This is a genomic window from Pseudomonas sp. 6D_7.1_Bac1 (assembly GCF_025465945.1).
Taxonomy (GTDB): domain Bacteria; phylum Pseudomonadota; class Gammaproteobacteria; order Pseudomonadales; family Pseudomonadaceae; genus Aquipseudomonas.
The window spans coordinates 162,525-185,268 of record NZ_JANLNW010000078.1; the positions used below are offsets into that span (position 1 = coordinate 162,525).

The following is a 22,744-nucleotide window of genomic DNA, read 5'->3' on the forward strand; positions in this document are numbered from 1 at the left end:
CGCAGGTCAATCCATTTTCTCAAGCGGCTGTTTCATTCGTCGGAGGGCCATAAATACTGTGGCGTTTCGTCGCATGAGCTGCTTTTCGAGGATTATTGTATACAAAAAAATAATTCATTGTGTTCTATTTGTCGTATCGGGCTTCTCAACAAGCAGAAACCCCAAGGCTTTCCCATAACAAGATAAGGACGGCACCATGAGCGCTTTAACCTTGAAAGTCGCAGTCAGCCTCACCGGTCAGGCCATCGTTGCGGGGCGCAAGATCGCCGCGGCACCGCTGACCATTGCAGTACTGGATGCCGGCGGGCATTTGTTGAGCTTGCAACGCGAAGACGGCGCCAGCCTGCTTCGTCCGCAAATCGCCATTGGCAAAGCCTGGGGCGCGATCGCCATGGGCAAGGGCTCGCGGCTGTTGGCGCTGGACGCGCAGCAGCGCCCGGCGTTTATCGCTGCGTTGAACAGCCTGGGTCAGGGCAGCGTCGTACCCGCGCCGGGCGGGGTGCTGATTCGTGATCAGGATGGGGTTGTGCTGGGGGCGATTGGCATCAGCGGCGACACCTCGGACATCGACGAACAATGCGCGATCAGCGCCATCGAGGCGCAGGGGTTGCAGGCGGATGCGGGTGTGACTGCCTGATGCGTGCTGACTGATCTACCGCCATCGCGAGCAGGCTCGCTCCCACAGTGGACTTGGGATGAACACAAAATATGTGTACACCAGCAATCCCTGTGGGAGCGAGCCTGCTCGCGATGACTCTCCACCAGACACATCCAGCTAAAAGTCTGTCCCGCTTTCCGGCATTCGCGGAGCTAGCCTTGTTCATGACTTAATCATGCAAGGGGCGAAGGAATGCCTGATATTCCCGCTTCACATCGTCTGCGCGTCGGCCGCTTTGCCGAACCCCACCGGATTTACCTGCTGACTGCCAACACATTCGGAAGAGAACCTGTTTTCAACGACTTTGTCTTGGGCAGATTAGTCGTTGCACAATTTCGCGCCGCGCAGGATCAAGGCTGTGCTAACTCATTGGCCTGGGTTGTCATGCCCGATCACTTTCATTGGTTGGTCGAGTTGCAGCAGGGGTCGCTGAGTGGGCTGATGCAAAAGACCAAATCGTTGAGTACCAAAGCGGTAAACCGGTCCACCGGTCGTAAGATCAACCTTTGGCAGCAAGGCTTTCATGACCGAGCGCTGCGCCGTGAGGACGACTTGATAAAGTTGGCTCGGTACATCGTGGCAAATCCATTACGCGCGGGATTGGTGGAGCGACTGGGCGATTATCCGCTGTGGGATGCTGCCTGGATTTGACTGAAAACCGAGTTGCCCCCATCGCGAGCAGGCTCGCTCCCACAGTGGATCTCCTGTGTTCACAAATCCCTTGTGGGAGCGAGCTTGCTCGCGATGGGCGCGACTCGGTCTACCTGTCAGGCTCGCAGCCCTTGAGTACCAACCGAATGATGGTCTGCGCTGCCGCTTCATAATCGCTTTCATCCAGCTTGGCCTTGCCGGTGACGGCGGAGATCTGCCAGTCGAAGTCGGCGTAGGTCTGGGTCGCGGCCCAGATGCTGAACATCAGGTGGTTGGGGTCGATCGGGGCGATCTGGCCGCGATCGATCCAGGTCTGGATGCAGTCGATGTTGTGCTTGGCCTGGCTGTTGAGCTGTTCGACCAGGTCGGCGCTCAGGTGCGGTGCGCCGTGCATGATTTCGCTGGCAAACACCTTGGATGCAAACGGCAGGTCACGGGAGATGCGAATTTTCGAGCGAATGTAGCCGCTGAGCACGTCGCTCGGCACGCCATCAGCATTGAATGGCGTCGAGGCCGCAAGGATCGGCTCGATGATGCTTTCAAGGACCTCGCGGTAGAGGTTTTCCTTGGATTTGAAGTAGTAATAGACGTTGGGCTTGGGCAACCCCGCCTTGGCCGCGATGTCACTGGTTTTGGTCGCAGCGAAGCCTTTGTCGGCAAACTCTTCACTGGCGGCACGCAGGATCAGTTCTTTATTGCGCTCGCGGATAGTGCTCATAAACCAGGTGATTCCTTGCCTGTGCTGGCGGTTGCGCATGGTAGCACCGGCCTCGCGCGGCGCTCAAGAATGCCGCCTGCCGGCCCTCATCGTTTGAGCCTGTCGCGGCGCTGAACAAACGCGCAGATTGGCGGGTGAACGGCAGGCGCACTGCTAAAGTTCAAATCAGCGATCAGGCCTTTGGCCGTTCTCCTGCGTAAACGGCCCTGGCATTCACTTGCATCGTTGCATTCGATGTTCAGCCCGTTTGAGTGAGAAACCGTGGTGAAGAGCAAGCGAGGCAAATTCGCTCTGGTGATCTGGGGCTTGCTGCTGGTGGTGTTGGCTGCCGCGCTGTGGTTTTACCGGGAGAGCGGGCAACACAAAGGCAAGCCGCCAGCGCCTGCCGAGCCGGTAGCGGTCTCGGCGGTGACCTTGCAGGATATGCCGGTGTACATCGACGCCCTGGGTACGGTCACACCCACCCGCAGTGTGACCGTGGTGACGCAGGTCGACGGTATTCTTGCCTCGGTCGAGTTCAAGGAGGGCCAGCAGGTACGCAAGGGGCAGGTCATTGCGCGGATCGACGACCGGGAGCTAAAGGCACAACTGGCAGTGGCCAAAGGCACCCAGGCCCATGATCAAGCGCTATTGAGCAACTCCCAACGTGATCTGGCGCGTTTTCGCGAATTGATCAAGGTCGGCTCCACCAGCCAGCAAACCCTCGATACACAGGCATCCCTGGTACAGCAGCAACAGGGCACGGTCGCTGCCGATCAAGGCAATGTGCAGAACCTTGAAGTCCAGTTGAGTTACTGCACCATCACCTCACCGGTCGATGGCGTGGTCGGTTTGCGGCAGGTCGATCCGGGCAACTACGTGACCACCACCAGTACCACGGGCATTGCGGTGATTACCCAGATGCACCCGGCGACGGTGGTGTTTGCGGTGCCCGAGGATGACTTGGGAGCGATCGGCCAGGCGATGGCCAAAGGGCCGGTGACGGTGTTGGCCTACGACCGCAACAAGCACGGCCTGCTAGGCACCGGCAACCTGCTGGCGCTGGATAACCAGGTCGATACCAGTACCGGCACGATCAAGGTCAAGGCGCAGTTCGACGACTCCGGCAATGCGTTGTTTCCCAACCAGTTCGTCAACGCCCGGCTCAAGGCCGACACCCTCATCCAGGTGCCGGTGACGCCGACCACCGCGATTCAACATGGCAGCAAAGGCGACTTCGTGTTCGTGGTCAATGGTGACAAGGCCAGCCTGCGCAACATCAAGGCAGGTCCTTCGATGGGCGATGTCACGGCCATTCTCGATAACGGTCTCAAGCCCGGCGAGCAGGTGATCACCGAGGGCGCCGACAAACTTGATGACGGCTCACCCGTGAAGGTCGTCGCCCAATGAACAGCCGCCAGCCATGAACGTCTCGCGGCCCTTTATCGAGCGGCCGGTCGCCACCACGCTGTTGATGGTAGCGGTGTTGCTGTTGGGGATGCTGGGTTATCACTTGCTGTCGGTGTCGGCGCTGCCCGAGGTCGATTACCCGACCATTCAGGTCTTTACCCAATACACCGGCGCCAGTCCGCAGGTGGTCAGTTCGTCGATCACCGCACCACTGGAGCGCCAGCTCGGCGAGATGCCGGGGCTCAAGTCGATGAACTCCACCAGCTCCGATGGCGCCTCGGTGATTACCCTGCAATTTGATCTGGCCCTGTCGCTGGATATCGCCGAACAAGAGGTGCAAGCGGCGATCAACGCGGCCGGGACGTTCCTGCCGACGAACCTGCCGTACCCGCCGGTCTACAGCAAGGTCAACCCGGCGGACGCCCCGGTGCTCACCTTGTCGCTGACCTCCGACGTACTGCCCCTGACCAAAATCGAAGACCTTGCCGATACTCGGCTGGCGCAGAAAATCTCGCAAATTACCGGTGTCGGCCTGGTGACTATCAGCGGCGGTCAACGCCCTGCGGTGCGGGTTCAGGCCAATACCTCAGCGCTGAACAGCCTGGGCCTGTCACTGGAAGATCTGCGCACGGCGCTGGGCAATGCCAACGTCAACCAGGCCAAGGGCAACATCGATGGCAAGTTCCAGGCGTACTCGATTGGCGGCAACGATCAGCTGCAATCGGCGGATGAATATCACGATCTGGTGATTGCCTATAAAAACGGCGCGCCGATTCGTCTTGCGCAAATCGCCAGTTCCATTCAGGGGCCGGAGAACCCGCGTCAGGCGGCCTGGACCAACAGCACGCCTTCGATTCTGCTGAACATCCAGCGCCAGCCGGGGGCCAACGTGATTGATGTGGTCGACCGGGTCCAGCAGCTGTTGCCGAAGCTGCGTGCCAGTCTGCCCGGCACCCTGAAGGTCGCCGTGCTCACCGACCGCACCCAGACCATCCGCGCCTCGGTCACCGACGTGCAGTACGAACTGTCGGTGGCGGTGGTGCTGGTGGTGCTGGTGATATTTGTTTTCCTGCGTGAGATCCCGGCAACGGTGATTCCCGCCGTGACGGTGCCGCTGACCCTGATCGGTACGCTGGCGGTGGCCTACGCGTTGGGTTTCTCTCTGAACAACCTGACGCTGATGGCGCTGACCATCGCCATTGGGTTTGTGGTCGATGACGCTATCGTCATGATCGAGAACATCACGCGCTACATCGAGGCCGGAGAGCCGCCGCTGCAGGCCGCGCTCAAGGGCTCGGCACAAATCGGCTTCACCATCATTTCGCTGTCGGTGGCGCTGATTGCGGTGATGATTCCGCTGCTGTTCATGGGGGATGTGGTGGGCCGGTTGTTTCGCGAGTTCGCCATGACCGTGGCGGTGACCATCATTATTTCTACGCTGATCTCGCTGACCCTGACGCCGATGATGTGCGCGCGGATGCTCAAGCCCCGGCAGCAGGAACGGCGGGTCGACTTCTTCGACCGGATCAATGGCCACTACCTGCGCGGTCTGGACTGGGTGCTGGAACACCAGTTGCTGACGCTGATCTCGGTGGTCTGCACCGCGATGCTGACCCTGTTGATGATCGTGGTCATGCCCAAGGGCTTTTTTCCCGAACAGGACACCGGACTGATTCAGGGCATCTCCCAGGCCTCGCCGACCATTTCGTTCCAGCAGATGCAGGTCGAGCAGCAACGACTGGCGGCGAGGGTTCTGCGTGATCCGGCGGTCGAGAGCCTGTCGTCCTTTGTCGGCATCGACCAGACCAACCCGACGATCAATCAGGGCAACCTGCTGATCAACCTCAAGCCCCGTGGTGTGCGCGACAGCAGTGCGGCGGTGATCCGCAGGCTCTCGGATGCGAACAGCGATGACGCCGGTATTCGTCTGTACCTGCATGCGGTGCAGGACTTGACCCTGGATGCCACGGTGTCGACCACCAGCTATCGCGTCGGCCTGCAAGCCACCGACCCGCAGGTGTTGGCGCTGTGGACCGGCAAGATGCTGACGGCGCTCAAGCACGACCCGATGTTCACCGATGTGCAAAGCCAGGCGCTGCAGTTCGGCAATCAAATCCAGCTGACCTTCGACCGCGCCACGGCTTCGCGTCTGGGCATTACCCCGCAAGCCATCGACGACGTGCTGTACGACGCGTTCGGTCAGCGTCAGGTGTCGACCCTCTACACCCAGCTCAACCAGTATCACGTGGTGCTGGCCACCGATCGCCCGCCGCACAATCTGGCCGATCTGCTCACCGGTTTGTATGTGGACATTCCACGTGGCGGGGTGGCGCCGTTGTCGAGCATGGCGAATATGCAGCTGGTGCGCACGCCAATTACCATCAACCGACTCGGGCAGTTTCCGTACGCCGACGTGTCGTTCAACCTCGCGCCCGGTCAGACCCTGGGCGCAGCGGTGAGCCAACTCAAGGTCATCGAGGCGCAACTCGGCTTGCCGCTGACTGTTCAGGCATCGCTGGAGGGCGCGGCGGCGACTTTTGAGGCGTCACTCTCCAATCAGGTGTCTCTGGTGCTCGCGGCGATTGTCGTGGTGTACCTGATGCTGGGGATTCTCTACGAAAGTTTCGTGCACCCGGTGACGATTCTTTCGACCTTGCTGTCGGCAGCGCTGGGTGCGTTGCTGGCGCTGCTGATCACCGGCACGCAGTTCGACATCATTGGCCTGATCGGCATCGTGCTGCTGATCGGCATCGTCATGAAAAACGGCATCATGATGGTCGATTTCGCCCTGGAGCTGGAGCGCAAGGGCGGTTTGAGTGCGCAGGCGGCGATTCGTCAGGCGGCCGAACTGCGTTTTCGGCCGATCCTGATGACCAGCATGGCCTCGCTGTTCGGTGCGGTGCCACTGGCGCTGGGTACGGGGATCGGCTCGGAGCTGCGGCATCCGCTGGGGATCGCGATTATCGGTGGTTTGCTGCTCAGCCAATTGCTGACGCTGTTCTCCACACCGGTGATTTTCCTCGCCATGCATGGGCTGGAACGCCGCTTCAGTGGGCGGCGTTCGGTCGTTGAAGGCTGACGGCGATGAACCTCAGCGCGCCGTTCATCCAGCGCCCGATTGCCACTACCCTGCTGGCGGCGGGGCTGGCGCTGGCAGGGGTACTGGCGTTTTTACTGCTGCCGGTGGCGCCATTGCCAGAGGTGGATTTTCCGACCATCAGCGTCCGTGCATCGCTGCCCGGCGCCGACCCGAGCACCGTCGCCAGTTCGGTGGCAACGCCACTGGAGCGCCAATTCGGACAGATCGCCGGCGTCACCCAGATGACCTCGTCCAGTACATTGGGCGCGACCCGGATTAACCTGCAATTCGATTTGAACCGCGACATCAACGGCGCTGCGCGGGACGTGCAGGCGGCGATCAACGCGGCGCGAACCAACCTGCCGAGTGACCTGTCAGGCAACCCGACCTACCGCAAGGTCAACCCCGCCGATTCGCCGATCCTGGTGATCAGCCTGACCTCGGACAGCGCCACACCGGGGCAAATGTACGATGTCGCCTCGACCCTGCTTGCACAGCGCTTGTTGCAAACCAGCGGCGTCGGCGACGTCATCGTCGGTGGCGGCGCCTTGCCGGCGGTGCGCATTGAGCTGAACCCGGATCGCCTCAACCACTACGGCGTCAGCCTGGAGCAGGTGCGAGCGGTGATTGCTTCCTCCAACGCCAACCTGCCCAAGGGTTCGGTGGCTGTCGGAGGCCAATCCCAGGGGATTGCGGCTAACGACATGCTCTACAGGATGGATGATTACGCGCCGCTGGTGGTCAAGCAGCACAACGGCGATGTGGTGCGCATTTCCGACCTTGGTTATGTACGCGAAGACGTCGAGGATTTACGCAACTTCGGTTTGTCCAACGGCAAGTCAGCGGTGCTGCTGGTGGTGTTCAAACAACCAGGGGCGAACGTCATCAACGCCGTGGATGCGGTGAAAGCCGAGCTGCCGTTCCTGCAAAGCTCGATTCCGGCGAGCATCAAACTCGATATCCTGATGGACCGCACCACCACCATTCGTGCGTCGCTGCACGATGTCGAGCTGTCGCTGATTGCCTCGATTGTGCTGGTGACGCTGGTGACGTTCGGGTTCTTTCGCGATTGGCGCAGCACCCTGGTGCCGGCCATTGCGGTGCCGCTGTCGCTGCTGGGCACCTTTGGGGCGATGTATTTTCTCGGTTACAGCCTGAACAACCTGTCGCTGATGGCGCTGACTATTTCCACCGGGTTCGTGGTGGACGATGCGATCGTGGTGGTCGAGAACATCATGCGTCACCTGGAAAAAGGCGAGAGTCGTCTGCACGCAGCCCTGGTGGGCGCGCAGGAGGTGGGCTTCACCGTACTGAGCATCAGCGTGTCGCTGGTGGCGGTGTTCATTCCATTGCTGCTGATGGGCGGGATTGTCGGGCGGCTGTTTCGCGAGTTTTCGATCACCTTGTCGGTGGCGATCATGATTTCCATGCTGATCTCGCTGACGGTTACACCGATGTTGTCCAGCCTATTGCTGCGTACTCAGGAGCAAGCGGCGAAGGGCGGCGATCAACCTGACTCGCGATTTCACCGGTTTTACGACCGTACCCTCGGCTGGGTCATCGATCACTCGATGCTGATGGGCCTGCTTACGCTGCTGGTGATCGTGTTCGCCGGTGTGTTGTATGTGCTGGTGCCCAAGGGTTTTTTTCCACAGGAAGACACCGGGCGTCTGTCCGGCAGCATTGTGGCGCCACAAAGCGTTTCCTACACGGCGATGCAACGCAGTTTCAGGGAGATCAACCAGAAGGTACTGGGCAATCCGAACGTACTGACGGTTGGCGGTTTTGTGGGCGGTGGTGGGGCGATCAACACGGCGCAATTGTTCATTTCCCTCAAGCCACTGGCCGAGCGCCGTGACAGCGCCGATCAGGTGATCGCACAGATCCGCCACACCCTTGGCGAGATGCCGGGCACGCGCCTGTATTTGCAGTCGGCTCAGGACATCACCGTCGGTGGTCGCCAGAGTGGCGCGCAGTACCAGTACACGATGACGGCCGATGACCAGAGCGCGCTGGATGAATGGGTGCCCAAGGTGCTGGCGGTGTTGCATACGCTGCCGCAACTGACTGACATCAACACCGATCAGCAGGACAACAGCCTGCTGGCCAACGTGAAGATCAATCGCGATACGGCGGCTCGGCTCGGCGTCAGCGTTTCGGCCATCGACCAGACCCTTTACGACGCCTTTGGTCAGCGCCAGGTGTCGACCATTTACCGCGCCGCCAATCAATACCACATAGTGATGGAAGTGGCGCCGCCATACTGGACCGACCCGGCAACGCTCACCTCAATCTATGTACCGGTGGGGGCTGTTGCGGTGAGCAAGGGCAGCAGTGTCGCGCCGAACCTGAGCGCCAGCGCCAACCCGCAGTTGGTGCCGTTATCGGCGCTGGCCGATTACTCGGTGGATCGCACGGCCATTTCCATCAGCCACCAAGGGACTTTTCCGGCGGTGACGGCGTCGTTCAACCTTGCCCCCGGCGTGTCCATCGGCCAGGCCACGGCACTGGTGGACAACGCCGTGGTGCAGCTGCGGATGCCGGCCAGCGTGGTCGGGCAGTTCGCGGGTACGGCGCAGGTGTTCCAGTCATCGGTGGCCAGCGAGCCGTTGCTGATCGTCGCGGCGCTGCTGTCGGTGTACATCGTGCTGGGCATGCTCTATGAAAACCTGACACACCCGCTGACGATCCTTTCGACCTTGCCGTCGGCCGGTGTAGGGGCGCTGATCGCCTTGCTGTTTACCGGCACCGAGCTGTCGATCATTGCGCTGGTGGGGGTGATTTTGCTGATCGGTATCGTCAAGAAGAACGCGATCATCATGATCGACTTCGCGATCACCGAGCGCCGGGATCAGGGCCTGACGGCCAAAGAAGCGATTCGCCGGGCGTGCCTGATCCGCTTTCGGCCCATCATGATGACCACGCTGGCTGCGATTCTCGGCGCGTTGCCACTGGTGCTCGGTAGCGGCTACGGCTCGGAGCTGCGTCGGCCGTTGGGTATATCGATTATCGGCGGGCTGGTGTTCAGCCAGATGCTGACGCTGTACACCACCCCGGTGATCTATCTCTGGCTCGACCGGGCGTCCCAGCGCCTGGGGCGCCGACGCAAGGAGACATGAATGGGCAGTGAACACAAATTCCTCGTAGCAGCTGGCGAAGGCTGCGTTCGGGGACGAAGTCGCCGTCAGCCTTTTGGCGACCGCTGCGCGATCGAACGCAGCCTTCGGCAGCTGCTACGGTGGGCAGTGGTTGTCTTTGGTCTGACGCTTGGCGGTTGCATGGTCGGCCCTGATTACCACAAGCCGGCCATCGAATTGCCGACGGGTTTCAAGGAGGGTACGCAATGGCAACGTGCGCAGGCCAATCCGCAAGGCGCGCTGGACAGCCAGTGGTGGCTTTCCTACCAGGACCCGATCCTCAATGATCTGATTGCACGTTCGGCCAAGGCCAACCAGTCGATCATCGCCGCTGAAGCCGCCTGGCGACTGGCCCAGGCTCAGGTGGCATCGAGCCGGGCCGCGTTATGGCCGACGGTGGGTGTCGGGCTGTCCGGGTCGCGGGGTGTTGTGGGTGGAGGCAGTAGCAGTAGCGGCACGGGTTCGAGCGCAACCACGGGCGGCAGTTCCGGCAGTGTCGTGCAAACGGTCAGTGCCACCTTGAGTGCCAGCTGGGAGCCGGATCTGTGGGGGCTGGTGCGCCGCGGCATCGAGTCGAGTCAGGCGTCGGCCCAGGCGTCCGATGCGTTGTTGGCGGGCGTGCGCTTGTCCATCAGCGCCAGTGTCGCCAGTAACTACCTGGGCTTGCGTCAGTTGGACATCGACGTTGGTCTGCTGCAGCAACAACAAACGATCAATCAGCAGTTGCTGGAGATGATTCAGGTTCAGACCGTACAGGGCACCGCGACCAACGATCAATTGCTGGTGGCCCAGGATCAGTTGACCAGCGTGGTCGCAGCCTTGCAAACCGCACAGCGCTCGCGTGAACAGTTCGAGCATGCGCTGGCGGTGCTGGTGGGGGTGGCGCCCGCGCAATTCAATCTGCCGCCCACGGCGAACTATCGCTTCGTGCTGCCCATGCCGCCGCTGAGCCTTCCGTCCAGCCTGTTGCAGCGCCGTCCCGATGTGGTGTCCGCCGAACGAGTGGCAGCGGCGGCGAATGCGAAGATCGGCGTGGCTGAGGCGGCGTTTTTCCCCACCCTGGATCTGACCGGTCAGGCCGGCTATCGCGGTACGGCGCTGGGTGGCCTGTTCAGCGTGCCCAACCGCATCTGGACCCTCGGTCCGGCGCTGGCCGAAACCATTTTCGAAGGCGGAGCCCGGGAAGCCGCGGTGCAGCAGGCCCAGGCCAGTTATGACCAGGATGTCGCGAACTATCGCGGCACGGTGCTCGGCGCGCTGCAAAATGTAGAAGACAACCTCTCGGCGATCAATCACCTGCACAACCAGGCCCAGGCCTTTGAGCAGATTTATCAGCGCAATCAGCAACTGTTCGGCAGCCAGGAGGCGCAAAAACGCGCGGGCACCGTCAGCCAGCAGACGGTGCTGACCCAACAGTTGGTGTTGCTGCAAGCCGAGCAGAGTCTGCGCGATACCCAAGGCTTGCTCAGTCAGGGCAGCGTGGCGTTGTTCCAGAGCCTGGGCGGGGGCTGGCAAGAGCCCTCCGGCCCTCAAGCCGAACGCTGAGGTGTGTCTCGCTTCCCTCGCGTCGAGCGCGTTATGCTCCGCGCACTTTATTTGTGTAGGGAAGCCTGACCCATGGCAGGAAGCAGTTTGCTGGTGTTGATCGACGATATCGCCGCCGTACTCGACGATGTCGCGCTGATGACCAAGATGGCCGCGAAGAAGACCGCCGGCGTGCTCGGTGACGATCTGGCGCTCAATGCTCAGCAGGTGTCCGGCGTACGTGCCGAACGGGAAATCCCGGTGGTCTGGGCCGTGGCCAAAGGCTCGTTTCGCAACAAGCTGATCCTGGTGCCGTCGGCCCTGGCCATCAGTGCATTCATCCCTTGGCTGGTGACGCCGCTGCTGATGCTCGGCGGCGCCTATCTGTGTTTCGAAGGCTTCGAAAAACTTGCGCACAGTTTTCTGCACAGCAAGGCCGAAGATCAGGCGGATCACACGCAATCAGTGGAAGCCGTAGCTGACCCGGCGACTGATCTGGTGGCGTACGAGAAAGACAAGATCACAGGCGCGGTGCGCACCGACTTCATCCTTTCGGCTGAAATCATCGCCATCACCCTGGGCATCGTGGCCGGCGCCACGCTGATGCAGCAAGTGATCGTGCTGTCAGGTATCGCTATTGTCATGACTGTCGGTGTTTATGGCCTGGTGGCGGGCATCGTCAAGCTCGACGACCTCGGCCTGTGGCTGACCCGCAAGCCCGGACAAGTGGCCATAAGCATCGGTAACGCGATCCTGCGGGCGGCGCCGTACATGATGAAAAGCCTCTCGGTGATCGGCACGGCGGCGATGTTCCTGGTCGGCGGCGGGATCCTGACCCACGGCGTGCCGGTGGTTCATCACTGGATTGAAGGCGTGAGCCAGAGCGCGGCCGGCTTCTCGTGGATCGTGCCGAGCTTGCTCAACGCCGTGGCGGGAATCGTTGCCGGTGCGGTGGTCTTGGCGGGTGTGATGGTGGTGAGCAAAATCTGGAAAGCGCTGAAAGGCTGAGTTCTGGATATTTTCCATAGGCAATACAGATCAAATGTGGGAGCGAGCTTGCTCGCGATGGCGGCTGCACATCCAAAGAAGATGTGACTGACAGACCGCTATCGCGAGCAGGCTCGCTCCGACAGTTTTTTGTTGCTGATGAAATTACTCGGCGATCTGCAACTTGCGCGCTTCGGTGTACACGTAACGCACCTTCTCGTATTCGAACGGCGAGTTCAGCTGGCCGTAGCGGAAGTTGGTCTGGTAGCGCTTGTCGATGCCGCGCAGGACCCAGATTTCCGGGTGGTTTTCGCTGACTTTCGACACGTTCAGGAAGTTGATCGCCGACTCCGCCGTGTAATCGACCGCAAGACCGGCGGTGTCGCGCAGGTTTGATGGGCCCAGGAGCGGCAGCATCAAGTAGGCGCCGCCTGGCACACCGTAGAAGCCCAGCGTCTGACCGAAGTCTTCGACCTGGCGCGGCAGGCCCATGGCGGTGGCCGGGTCCCACAGGCCGCCGATACCCAGGGTGGTGTTGAGCAACAGTCGCCCGGTGGTTTCCATCGAGCGCTTGCCCTTGAACTGCAGCAAGCTGTTGACCAGGTTGGGTACGTCACCCAGGTTGTTGAAGAAGTTGCTGACGCCGGTGCGCAGAAAGCTGGGCGTGATGTAGCGATAACCATCAACAACCGGCAGGGCCACCCATTGGTCGAAGCGGTAGTTGAAGTGGTAGACCCGACGGTTCCACGACTCCAGCGGGTCATAGACGTTCAGTGCACTCAGGGTCGAGCGTTCGAACTCGCGCTGGTCCAGCCCCGGGTTGAACTTGAGCTTGGTCATGGGCTCGGTGAAGCCGTCCTGATCAACCACGGTCGTGGTGTTGGCCTTGCTGTTGTCGGCATTGGCATAGCCGCCTGCGCTGAGCAAAGCAGCGAGAAGCAGAATGTGTTTAGCCACGGAAGAACTCCAGCATGGCGTCGGCGTTGACGCGGTAGTTGAGGTTGCCGCAATGGCCGCCGTGAGGGTAAACCGTCAGGCGGTCGCCGAAGGTTTTACGCAGGAAGCCGAGGTCACCCGGACCGAGGATCACATCGTCGGCATTGTGCATCACGGCGATTTTCGGGCTGTCGTGCAGGTAGTCCTTGAGCGCGTAGAGGCTGACCTGGTCGATCAGTTGCAAGATGCTGCCGCCGTCGGTACGGGCGCGCCACATCGGGATGACCTGCTCGGTCAGGTAGCAATCGAAATCGCATTGCAGCGCACGCTTGAGGAATGGCGTGAGGCTGGTGCCTTCGGTGATCGGGAACTTGGGCGGGGTGATCAGGCCGCGACGGTTGATCAGGTCCGAGGTGAAGGCAATGTCGGCCGCCGAGAAGCGGAACGAAGTGCCGATCAGCATGGCCATCTGTTCGTTGGTCAGGTGCTGTTTCGATTGCTGGAAGTCGTAGACCAGGGCGTCGTTGAGGTCGATGTAGCCTTTCTGCTGGAAGTACCGGGTCAGCTTGTTGAGCATCAGCTCATAGAAGGTGGTGCTGTTGGTGATGCCCTTGACTTCCGTTTGTACCAGCTTGTCGAGGTTGGTGATGGAGGTGTAGAGGTTGACCGGAGGGTTGAGCAGCAAGACTTTCTTGAAGTTGAAGCTGCGTCGGGTTTCATCCAGCTTGCTGACAAACGCCGCATCCAGTGCGCCCAGGCTATAGCCGGTAAGGTAGAAATCGGTGATCGGCAGCTTCGGGTTTTGCGCGCGCACCGCTTGCATCACGCGGTACATGTCTTCGGCATCTTCCTTGGACACGCCTGGGGTGGCGAAGCGCGACGCGGCGCTCATGAAGTCGAAACTGGTCGGCGAGGACAGTTGAACAACGTGATAACCGGCCTTGTAGTAGAGCTTTTTCAGGTATTCGTTAATGCTGCTGTCGTAGCGGGCGCCCGTACCGGCGATCAGGAAAATCAACGGTGCGGCATGATCCTGTGTGGCCATGCGATAGGTGAGCTTTTTCACTGCCCAGAAATTGTCCGGCAGGTCAAACTCGCGTTCCGGGCGCAGCGTCAGGGTGTAGTCCGACTGGTCGATCTTGTCATTGGACGGCAGCTCGGGGCGCAAATCCGGTGGGGTCGTGGCAATGGTCGCCTCGAACGGGTTGGTCAAGGGGTAGCCATAGCTGACGGCGTCGATGTCTGCCGCCAGTGCGGACGCACTCAAGATAAGGCCGCCAAACAAGGCAGCGAAGCGCAAGGAACGGGGCATGACTAAATCCCTTAGAAGAAGGTGCCTGATGAGGTTCGCAGGCTATGACCACCGGTATTGCGGCTAAGTGCCAAACGGCGGCCCCAAAGCGGCTGAATTCGGATCAATAGTGGCGTGACGATACACTTTGCAGCTATTGGCTGAACAGTTTTCTGATGGTCTTGCTTGCTTACCGCTGGCGGGCGATTAAGCTGGGCGCCGTTTTCGTTTATCGGAGTGCTTCATGTCCCGCCGTCTGCCCGTCATTGTTTTGCTTATCGCCTTGCCGCTTTGGCTGGCCGCCAGTTATGGCCTGCGTTATGTCCTGATGGAGGATGCGCAGTGGGTGGGGCTCTGCCTTGATGAGGCGAGCCGTTGGGAATGCCAGGTGCGTTCAACGCTGGGCTTGATGATTCACTTCAAGGTGATGGGCTGGGCGGCATTGGCCGCTGCGGTGCTTGGCTTTGTATTGCCAGGGCGAGCGGGCTGGTGGCTGGCGGTGCTGGCGCTGGTGTTCGGCTTTCCCGCGTTGGCCTTGTACAACACCGGCATTGCGGTGTTTGCCGTGGTGATTGCGGGGTTGCGGTTGGTCCGGGCGTCCCGTAGCGCCTGATATACCGTCATCGTCGGATCGCCGCCCGGAGCAAGCTCGCTCCCACATTGGTTTTGTGTAAATCACAGATCCAGTGTGGGAGCGAGCCTGCTCGCGATAGCGCCGACAGGCGCTTTGCAAGTTAACCCTTGCGAACCCGCAAGCTACGCCACAGCGCGGCAACCATCAGCAGACTGACCAGCGCCCAGCCCCAGGCTTGTTGGTTGAACAGGCCTTCGCGGTACAGCTGAGGGGCAATGCTGGCGCCGATGATGAAGGCCAGCAGAGCAATTTCCCGACGCGGTGCGCTGACCGGGCGAATCAAATAGACCAGCGCCGGCAGCAGCAGGGCGGCGCTTGGGAAGCTGCGATAACGCGGTTCGAACACCAGCGCCAGCATCATCACTGCCGCGGCGAACCCGGCAGCGGCCAACAGCCAACCGGCACGACGTTCCAGCGCATTGAAGGCGCGTTCGCGCCAACCGGTTCTGGCGCTCAGGAACAACGCCGCGTGGGCCAGTACCAAAAAGTTCAGACCGGTGAGTAACCCGGCCGAGATCCACTCATCGGCAAAGCGGCTGGTGACGCGCGCCAGTTCACCCCAGGTACCAATAGAGCACGCAGCGACCGCGCCGAGCAGTGGCAATATCAACGCCGCACGGGTACTGCGTACGCGGCCGCCAAGCATCAGCGTACCGAGGAAAATCAGGCCACCGACTGCCAGCCATTGTGGCCAGAACGGCAGGTTGGTGACGGGGCCTGCCAGTACGCCCTTGTCCTGGCGGTCCGCGTCGAACAGCCCCCAATAGCCGCCGACCGCACCTTCACTGGCGCGCTTCCATGGCTGATCGAAGGCTTCGATCAGGTTGTAGTGCCAGCCTTGTTGCTCGGCCATCGCCACAAAACCACGAATGAACTTCGCTTCGTTGACGCGGTTCGGTACGGCAGTTTTCCGTTGGCGACCTTCACTCGGCCAGCCGGTTTCACCAATCATCACTTCCTTGGGCGAGAACATTTTGCCGAACGTCTGACGCACTGCGGCCACTTGCTGCAGGGCGACGTCGATGTTCGAAGGGTGATCTTCCCAGTACGGCAGCAAATGGATGGTCACGAAGTCCACCGCCGGAGCGATTTCCGGGTGCTTTTGCCAGAACTCCCAAACGTCGGCGTAGGTCACCGGCTGTTTCACGTGGCTTTTGACGTGGTTGATCAGCTTGACCAGTTGTGCGCCGGTGACTTCCTTGCGCAGCAGGGTCTCGTTGCCAACGATCACCGCGCTGACCACGTCCGGGTTGGCGTTGGCCTCGGCGATCAGCAGTTCGACTTCCTTGGCGGTGTCCACCGGATTGCTGTTGACCCAGGCGCCGATCATCAGCTTCAGGCCATGTTTGCGCGCCAGATCCGGCAGTGCTTCCAGGCCGCTCACCGAGTAGGTGCGGATGCACTCGAAGCGGGTGGCCAGCAATGCGAGGTCGGCGTCCATGCGCTCGGGGCGCAGTTTGAACGGTTGGTCGAATGGCGACTGGTCCTTGTCGAACGGTGTGTACGAGGCGCATTGCAACTTGTGCGTGGCGCTGGCCACTTCCGGCAACACCACCGGTTGACCGAGGCCGTACCAGTAACCACCCAGGGCGAACAGGCCGAGCAGGCAGGCAAATAGATAAGCTAAGAAAGGGAAGCGCGAGGTGGCGGGCATGGTCAGGCCGTCTGGGAACAAAGCCGCGCATCTTACCTGCATTTGTCCCGTGCTTGGTGCCCTGCATGATTTTGACATGCAAAGTTCGGGCGGGATTTGTCAGGGGCTTTTTCGAGGTCACGGTTGCTGGCGTTCTGATGTCGTTTCTCGTTGCCTCGAGGTCGCAGCCAGAGCAGGTCGCTCTGGGCGCGAGGTTGATTATCGAGGCATCAGTACTCCGCTGATGTTCGAACGAGTTTGCGGTGGGCGTGATGGGGGCGCTGTGCACCATAACAATACGTTGACGCTGCTCGGCATCCGTCGGGCGCAGCACTTTCGGGGAAGTAACGATGAAGATGCGACGACTCTTGGGCGCAGGTGCCGCTTTGGTCCTGGCGATCAGCTCTACTGTGGCCAGCGCCGAAGGCAAGGCAGTGACGATCGGTTATGTCGACGGCTGGTCGGACAGCGTCGCCACGACCAACGTGGCTGCAGAAGTGATCAAGCAAAAACTCGGTTATGACGTGAAGCTGCAAGCCGTTGCTACCGGGATCATGTGGCAGGGCGTGGCCACCGGCAAACTCGATGCGATGCTCTCAGCCTGGCTGCCAGTGACGCATGGCGAATACTGGGCGAAGAACAAGGACAAAGTGGTCGACTACGGCCCTAACTTCAAAGACGCAAAAATCGGCTTGATCGTGCCGGAATACGTCAAGGCCAAATCCATTGGTGATCTGAAGGAAGACACCACCTTCAAGAGCAAAATCGTTGGCATCGACGCGGGTTCAGGCGTGATGCTCAAAACCGATCAGGCGATCAAGGACTACGGCCTCGATTACAAACTTCAGGCCAGTTCTGGCGCAGCCATGATTGCCGAGCTGACCCGCGCCGAAGAGAAAAACGAGTCCATTGCCGTGACCGGTTGGGTGCCGCACTGGATGTTCGCCAAGTGGAAACTGCGCTTCCTCGACGACCCGAAAGGCGTTTATGGCGCCGCTGAAACCGTGAACAGTATCGGCAGCAAAGGGCTGGAGAAGAAAGCACCGGAAGTCGCGAAGTTCCTGAAGAACTTCCAGTGGTCGTCGAAAGATGAAATCGGCGAAGTCATGCTGGCCATTCAGGATGGTGCCAAACCTGAAGTGGCGGCCAAGGACTGGGTGGCCAAACACCCGGAACGCGTCGCCGAGTGGACTCGGTAATTTGATCTAGCGCGTCTAGTCAGCACTTTTCAGGGCCGCTTGGCAGTTATGCCAAGCGGCCCTTTGTGTTTCAGGCAGGTTAACGGCGTATTACTGTTGATTTTTATCGATTGAAAATTGGCGAAATGGTCAGGTCGTTCTAATACTAAGGTCGTCTGGAACCAGTTCCGCAGCCGCATAAAGTGGATATGTTCCAACAATAATCCGTGCTGCGAGGATAAAAACAATGAACGACAGCATTTACCTCTCGATTCAAAACAGCCCGCGCTTCAAGGAGCTGGTTCGTAAAAGGGAAAGGTTCGCCTGGATTCTTTCGGCGATCATGCTTGGGCTGTACTCCGGATTCATTCTTCTGATTGCTTACGGGCCGCATGTGCTGGGGGCGAAGATCAGCCCCGGGTCTTCGATTACCTGGGGAATACCGATTGGTGTCGGCCTGATTGTTTCGGCCTTCGTCCTGACGGCCATCTACGTACGACGCGCCAATGGCGAATTCGACGACCTGAACAATGCGATTCTCAAGGAGGCTCAGCAATGATCCGGCGTCTATTGGCAGCTTTAGGCATTGCAGCCTTCGCACCGGCCGTTTGGGCGGCCGAGGCGCTCACCGGCGAAGTGCACAAACAACCGCTCAACGTTTCGGCGATCCTGATGTTCGTGTTGTTCGTCGGCGCAACGCTGTGCATCACTTACTGGGCTTCCAAGCGCAACAAGTCGGCGGCCGATTACTACGCGGCGGGTGGCAAGATCACCGGTTTGCAGAACGGTCTGGCGATTGCCGGTGACTACATGTCGGCGGCGTCCTTCCTGGGGATTTCCGCGCTGGTGTTCGCGTCTGGCTACGATGGTCTGATTTATTCGATCGGCTTCCTGGTGGGCTGGCCGATCATTCTGTTCCTGATCGCCGAACGTCTGCGTAACCTGGGCAAGTACACCTTTGCCGACGTGGCGTCCTACCGCCTTGGGCAAACCCAGATTCGCACGCTGTCGGCCTGCGGTTCGCTGGTGGTGGTGGCGTTCTACCTGATCGCGCAAATGGTCGGTGCCGGCAAGCTGATCCAGCTGCTGTTCGGTCTTGATTACTATGTTGCGGTGATTCTGGTGGGGATCCTGATGTGCCTCTATGTGTTGTTCGGCGGCATGCTGGCGACCACCTGGGTGCAAATCATCAAGGCTGTGCTTCTACTGTCCGGTGCGTCGTTCATGGCGCTGATGGTGATGAAGCATGTCAACTTCGACTTCAACACGCTGTTTGCCGAGGCGATCAAGGTTCACCCTAAAGGTGAAGCGATCATGAGCCCGGGCGGTCTGGTGAAAGACCCGATCTCGGCATTTTCCCTGGGGCTGGCGCTGATGTTCGGTACGGCGGGTCTGCCGCACATCCTGATGCGCTTCTTCACGGTGAGTGACGCTAAAGAAGCTCGCAAAAGTGTGCTGTATGCAACCGGCTTCATCGGCTACTTCTACATCCTGACGTTCATTATTGGCTTCGGCGCGATCCTGTTGGTCAGCACCAATCCAGCCTTCAAGGATGCTACAGGGGCGCTGCTCGGTGGCAACAACATGGCGGCGGTGCACCTGGCCAATGCGGTGGGTGGCAGTGTCTTCCTCGGTTTCATCTCGGCGGTAGCCTTCGCCACCATTCTGGCAGTGGTTTCCGGTCTGACCCTGGCCGGGGCCACGGCGGTGTCTCACGACCTGTACGCCAGTGTGATCAAGAAGGGCAAGGCCAACGAAAAGGATGAGATCCGTGTTTCGAAGATCACCACCATTGCCTTGGGCGTGTTGGCGATTGTTCTGGGCATTCTGTTCGAAAGCCAGAACATCGCGTTCATGGTAGGTCTGGCGTTCTCGATCGCTGCCAGCTGCAACTTCCCGGTGCTGCTGCTTTCGATGTACTGGAAAAAGCTGACCACTCGCGGTGCGATGGTCGGTGGCTGGATGGGGCTGGTCAGTGCGGTGGGCTTGATGGTCCTCGGCCCAACCATTTGGGTGCAGATCATGGGGCACGAGAAGGCGATCTTCCCGTATGAGTACCCGGCGCTGTTCTCGATGACCATTGCCTTTGTCGGGATCTGGTTCTTCTCCATCACTGACAAGTCCGCTGCGGCGGACAATGAGCGGGCGCTGTTCTTCCCGCAATTCGTTCGCTCGCAGACGGGGTTGGGCGCGAGCGGGGCGGTGTCGCACTAACGTATAGAGTTGTATAAGCCTCTATATATAAGCTGTGTTAAATAGAAATGCCCCGGTCGAGAGATCGGGGCATTTTTGTTTGGGCAGTACCTTTGTAGCAGCTGCCGAGCCTGCGAGGCTGCGTTCGGCTGCGCAGCGGCCGTAAACCCTGCATGCACGATGCACCTGAAAGAACGATGCGTCTGATTTACGACTGCTGCGCAGCCGAACGCAGCCTCGCAGGCTCGGCAGCTGCTACGGGGGGGGGTAAACAAAAACGGCCTCTGCTCTTGTATAAGAGGCAGAGGCCGTTTCCGGTGCAGCTAAGACGTTATCGCAAGACAGGTCTTATTTGCGGTCTTCAAGCCGGGTGATGTCGCGCGACTCGTAGCCGGTGTACAGCTGGCGCGGGCGGCCAATCTTGTACGGGCTGGAGAGCATTTCTTTCCAGTGGGAGATCCAGCCGACGGTCCGCGCCAGGGCGAAGATCACGGTGAACATGCTGGTTGGAATACCGATCGCCTTGAGGATGATCCCCGAGTAGAAGTCGACGTTCGGGTACAGCGAGCGCTCGATGAAGTACGGGTCGGTCAGAGCGATCTCTTCCAGGCGCATGGCCAGTTCGAGTTGCTTGTCGTGCTTGATGCCCAGCTCTTTCAGCACTTCGTCACAGGTCTGCTTCATGACGGTAGCGCGTGGGTCGCGGTTTTTGTAAACCCGGTGACCGAAGCCCATCAGTTTGAACGGATCGTTCTTGTCCTTGGCCTTGGCGATGAACTTGTCGATGTTCGAGACATCGCCAATTTCGTCGAGCATGGTCAGTACCGCTTCGTTGGCGCCGCCGTGGGCAGGGCCCCACAGTGCAGCGATACCGGCAGCGATACAGGCGAACGGGTTGGCACCCGACGAGCCTGCCAGACGTACGGTGGAGGTCGATGCGTTCTGCTCGTGGTCGGCGTGGAGGATGAAGATCCGGTCCATGGCCTTGGCGAGTACCGGGCTGATCGGTTTGATCTCGCACGGGGTGTTGAACATCATGTGCAGGAAGTTTTCCGCGTACGACAGGTCGTTGCGCGGGTACATCATGGGTTGCCCCATGGAGTACTTGTAAACCATCGCTGCCAGGGTTGGCATCTTGGCAACCAGACGGATCGCGGAGATTTCGCGATGCTGCGGGTTATTGATGTCCAGGGAGTCGTGGTAGAAGGCCGAAAGGGCGCCGACTACACCGCACATGACGGCCATTGGGTGGGCGTCGCGACGGAAGCCGTTGAAGAAGGTCTTCAGCTGTTCATGAACCATGGTGTGGTTCTTGACGGTGCTGACGAACTGGGCCTTTTGCTCTGCGGTCGGCAGTTCGCCGTTGAGCAGCAGATAGCAGGTTTCCAGGTAGTCCGACTTCTCGGCGAGTTGCTCGATCGGGTAGCCGCGGTGCAGCAGAATGCCGTTGTCGCCGTCGATATAAGTAATCTTCGACTCGCAAGAGGCGGTCGACATGAAACCCGGGTCAAACGTGAAACGGCCCGTGGCCGTCAGGCCCCGAACGTCGATTACATCGGGACCAACGGTGCCGGTTAAAATGGGCAGCTCGACGGGGGCTGCGCCCTCGATGATCAACTGCGCTTTTTTGTCAGCCATGTGGCCTCCTATTTATGCTTGAAATCATCAGACAGACCCCCCACGCAGGGCCCGCACCACTATAGTGAGATAAATTCGAATGTCAATTTGCCTAAAGTCTTGCTCCAGAAGGCTTTAACCGGACTTTTTCCTCGAAATTAACTGCCATTTACGCCTTTTATCCCGCTTGCGCAATGAGCTATTAGGGGAAGGTGAACGCGTTGTCATTAGTAGCCTAACTGTCTATACTCGGCCACCGACCGCCAGGGGCTTTTGGGCCTGCTTTATTGGGGGTCGCATCCCTGGGTGGTGGTTACCTGACCAGTGCACTCCCCAACAACTTTGCCCTGATTGTTAGGGGCTCTTCAGTGTGAAAAAAGCCGTGAAAAGCCAACGACCTGTAAACCTAGACCTAAGGACCATCAAACTCCCCATCACCGGCGTTACGTCGTTTCTTCACCGTGTTTCCGGCATCATCCTCTTCCTGGGCCTTGGCATCATGCTGTATGCATTGAGCAAATCCCTGGGTTCCGAGGAAGGTTTTGCCGGGGTGAAGGCATGCTTGACCAGTCCGCTGGCCAAGTTCGTAGCATGGGGCCTGCTGTCCGCCTTGCTGTATCACATGGTGGCCGGTGTACGCCATCTGATCATGGACATGGGCATCGGTGAGACGCTGGAAGGCGGCACGCTGGGCTCGAAAATCGTCATCGCCGTTTCCGTGGTGATGATCGTTCTGGCGGGAGTTTGGATATGGTAACCAGCGTTACGAACCTATCGCGTTCGGGCCTCTATGACTGGATGGCACAACGTGTGTCTGCGGTCGTTCTCGCGGCATATTTCATCTTTTTGATCGGATACGTCGTTGCGCACCCTGGCCTTGGCTACGCCCAATGGCATGAACTGTTCGCAAACAACTGGATGCGTATTTTCAGTCTCCTGGCTCTCGTTGCTCTGGGCGCTCACGCCTGGGTCGGCATGTGGACCATTGCGACCGACTACCTGACGCCAATGGCGCTGGGCAAGTCCGCGACTGCAGTACGTTTCCTCTTCCAGGCAGTATGCGGCGTCGCGATGTTCGCGTACTTCGTCTGGGGTGTGCAGATTCTTTGGGGTATCTGA

The 22,744-nt window shown here is 59.8% G+C and carries 18 protein-coding genes; 13 read left to right on the forward strand and 5 right to left on the reverse strand.

Annotation, left to right across the window (positions count from 1 at the left end; all coding sequences use genetic code 11):
* Positions 1–196 precede the first annotated feature (196 nt).
* Both NTD87_RS24305 and NTD87_RS24310 read left to right on the forward strand, forming a co-directional pair.
* Positions 197–637 carry a GlcG/HbpS family heme-binding protein gene (locus NTD87_RS24305; protein WP_262116730.1) on the forward strand — a complete coding sequence of 147 codons (441 nt, stop codon included), beginning with the start codon at positions 197–199 and terminating at the stop codon, positions 635–637.
* 213 nt (positions 638–850) lie between these two features.
* The gene (locus tag NTD87_RS24310) at positions 851–1,309 is read left to right on the forward strand and encodes an REP-associated tyrosine transposase (RefSeq protein ID WP_262116731.1); all 459 of its coding nucleotides are present in this window, start codon (positions 851–853) and stop codon (positions 1,307–1,309) included.
* Between the two features lie 109 nt (positions 1,310–1,418).
* Here the strand turns inward: NTD87_RS24310 and NTD87_RS24315 are convergent, their stop codons facing one another.
* Positions 1,419–2,027: a TetR/AcrR family transcriptional regulator gene (locus tag NTD87_RS24315; RefSeq protein WP_262116732.1), complete on the reverse strand. Its 609-nt coding sequence runs from the start codon at positions 2,025–2,027 to the stop codon at positions 1,419–1,421.
* A 261-nt stretch (positions 2,028–2,288) separates the two neighbouring features.
* Here NTD87_RS24315 and NTD87_RS24320 point away from each other — a divergent pair, with 261 nt between their 5' ends.
* The 5 genes from NTD87_RS24320 (at position 2,289) to NTD87_RS24340 (ending at position 12,164) form a co-directional block, all read left to right on the forward strand.
* The gene (locus NTD87_RS24320) at positions 2,289–3,416 is read left to right on the forward strand and encodes an efflux RND transporter periplasmic adaptor subunit (RefSeq protein WP_262116733.1); all 1,128 of its coding nucleotides are present in this window, start codon (positions 2,289–2,291) and stop codon (positions 3,414–3,416) included.
* 13 nt (positions 3,417–3,429) lie between these two features.
* On the forward strand, positions 3,430–6,495 hold the full coding sequence (locus NTD87_RS24325) for an efflux RND transporter permease subunit (protein WP_262116734.1): 3,066 nt from the start codon (positions 3,430–3,432) through the stop codon (positions 6,493–6,495).
* A gap of 5 nt (positions 6,496–6,500) precedes the next feature.
* Entirely contained in the window at positions 6,501–9,614 is a 3,114-nt protein-coding gene (locus NTD87_RS24330) for an efflux RND transporter permease subunit (protein WP_262116735.1), read from the forward strand.
* Positions 9,615–11,177, forward strand: coding sequence for an efflux transporter outer membrane subunit (locus NTD87_RS24335; protein ID WP_262116736.1), 1,563 nt, complete (start codon positions 9,615–9,617; stop codon positions 11,175–11,177).
* A gap of 72 nt (positions 11,178–11,249) precedes the next feature.
* Complete coding sequence (locus NTD87_RS24340; protein WP_262116737.1) at positions 11,250–12,164, forward strand: DUF808 domain-containing protein; 915 nt, start codon at positions 11,250–11,252, stop codon at positions 12,162–12,164.
* Between the two features lie 144 nt (positions 12,165–12,308).
* On the opposite strand, the gene NTD87_RS24345 is transcribed toward NTD87_RS24340, so the two are convergent.
* Entirely contained in the window at positions 12,309–13,100 is a 792-nt protein-coding gene (locus tag NTD87_RS24345; RefSeq protein WP_262116738.1) for a VacJ family lipoprotein, read from the reverse strand.
* On the reverse strand, positions 13,093–14,391 hold the full coding sequence (locus NTD87_RS24350; RefSeq protein ID WP_262116739.1) for a serine/threonine protein kinase: 1,299 nt from the start codon (positions 14,389–14,391) through the stop codon (positions 13,093–13,095). Before NTD87_RS24350 ends, NTD87_RS24345 begins: the two co-directional genes overlap by 8 nt.
* A 223-nt stretch (positions 14,392–14,614) precedes the next feature.
* Between NTD87_RS24350 and NTD87_RS24355 the strand changes: the two genes are divergently transcribed.
* Positions 14,615–14,983 carry a hypothetical protein gene (locus tag NTD87_RS24355; protein ID WP_262116740.1) on the forward strand — a complete coding sequence of 123 codons (369 nt, stop codon included), beginning with the start codon at positions 14,615–14,617 and terminating at the stop codon, positions 14,981–14,983.
* Positions 14,984–15,104: 121 nt separating this feature from the next.
* On the opposite strand, the gene NTD87_RS24360 is transcribed toward NTD87_RS24355, so the two are convergent.
* Complete coding sequence (locus NTD87_RS24360; RefSeq protein WP_262116741.1) at positions 15,105–16,700, reverse strand: beta (1-6) glucans synthase; 1,596 nt, start codon at positions 16,698–16,700, stop codon at positions 15,105–15,107.
* 287 nt (positions 16,701–16,987) lie between these two features.
* Between NTD87_RS24360 and NTD87_RS24365 the strand changes: the two genes are divergently transcribed.
* The 3 genes from NTD87_RS24365 to NTD87_RS24375 all read left to right on the forward strand — a co-directional run bounded on the left by NTD87_RS24365 (position 16,988) and on the right by NTD87_RS24375 (position 20,029).
* A complete protein-coding gene (locus NTD87_RS24365) occupies positions 16,988–17,836 on the forward strand; it encodes a glycine betaine ABC transporter substrate-binding protein (RefSeq protein ID WP_262116742.1) in 849 nt (282 codons plus the stop codon).
* 226 nt (positions 17,837–18,062) lie between these two features.
* Positions 18,063–18,374 carry a DUF485 domain-containing protein gene (locus tag NTD87_RS24370; protein ID WP_019692327.1) on the forward strand — a complete coding sequence of 104 codons (312 nt, stop codon included), beginning with the start codon at positions 18,063–18,065 and terminating at the stop codon, positions 18,372–18,374.
* A complete protein-coding gene (locus tag NTD87_RS24375) occupies positions 18,371–20,029 on the forward strand; it encodes a cation acetate symporter (RefSeq protein WP_262116743.1) in 1,659 nt (552 codons plus the stop codon). The genes NTD87_RS24370 and NTD87_RS24375 overlap by 4 nt, the downstream gene beginning before the upstream one ends.
* A gap of 327 nt (positions 20,030–20,356) precedes the next feature.
* Here NTD87_RS24375 and gltA read toward each other — a convergent pair whose 3' ends face one another.
* Positions 20,357–21,646: a citrate synthase gene (gene gltA / locus NTD87_RS24380; protein ID WP_262116744.1), complete on the reverse strand. Its 1,290-nt coding sequence runs from the start codon at positions 21,644–21,646 to the stop codon at positions 20,357–20,359.
* A gap of 349 nt (positions 21,647–21,995) precedes the next feature.
* Between gltA and sdhC the strand changes: the two genes are divergently transcribed.
* Positions 21,996–22,382 (forward strand): succinate dehydrogenase, cytochrome b556 subunit, encoded by a 387-nt coding sequence (gene sdhC, locus NTD87_RS24385; protein ID WP_262116745.1) that lies wholly within the window; start codon positions 21,996–21,998, stop codon positions 22,380–22,382.
* Entirely contained in the window at positions 22,376–22,744 is a 369-nt protein-coding gene (gene sdhD / locus NTD87_RS24390; protein WP_262116746.1) for a succinate dehydrogenase, hydrophobic membrane anchor protein, read from the forward strand. The genes sdhC and sdhD overlap by 7 nt, the downstream gene beginning before the upstream one ends.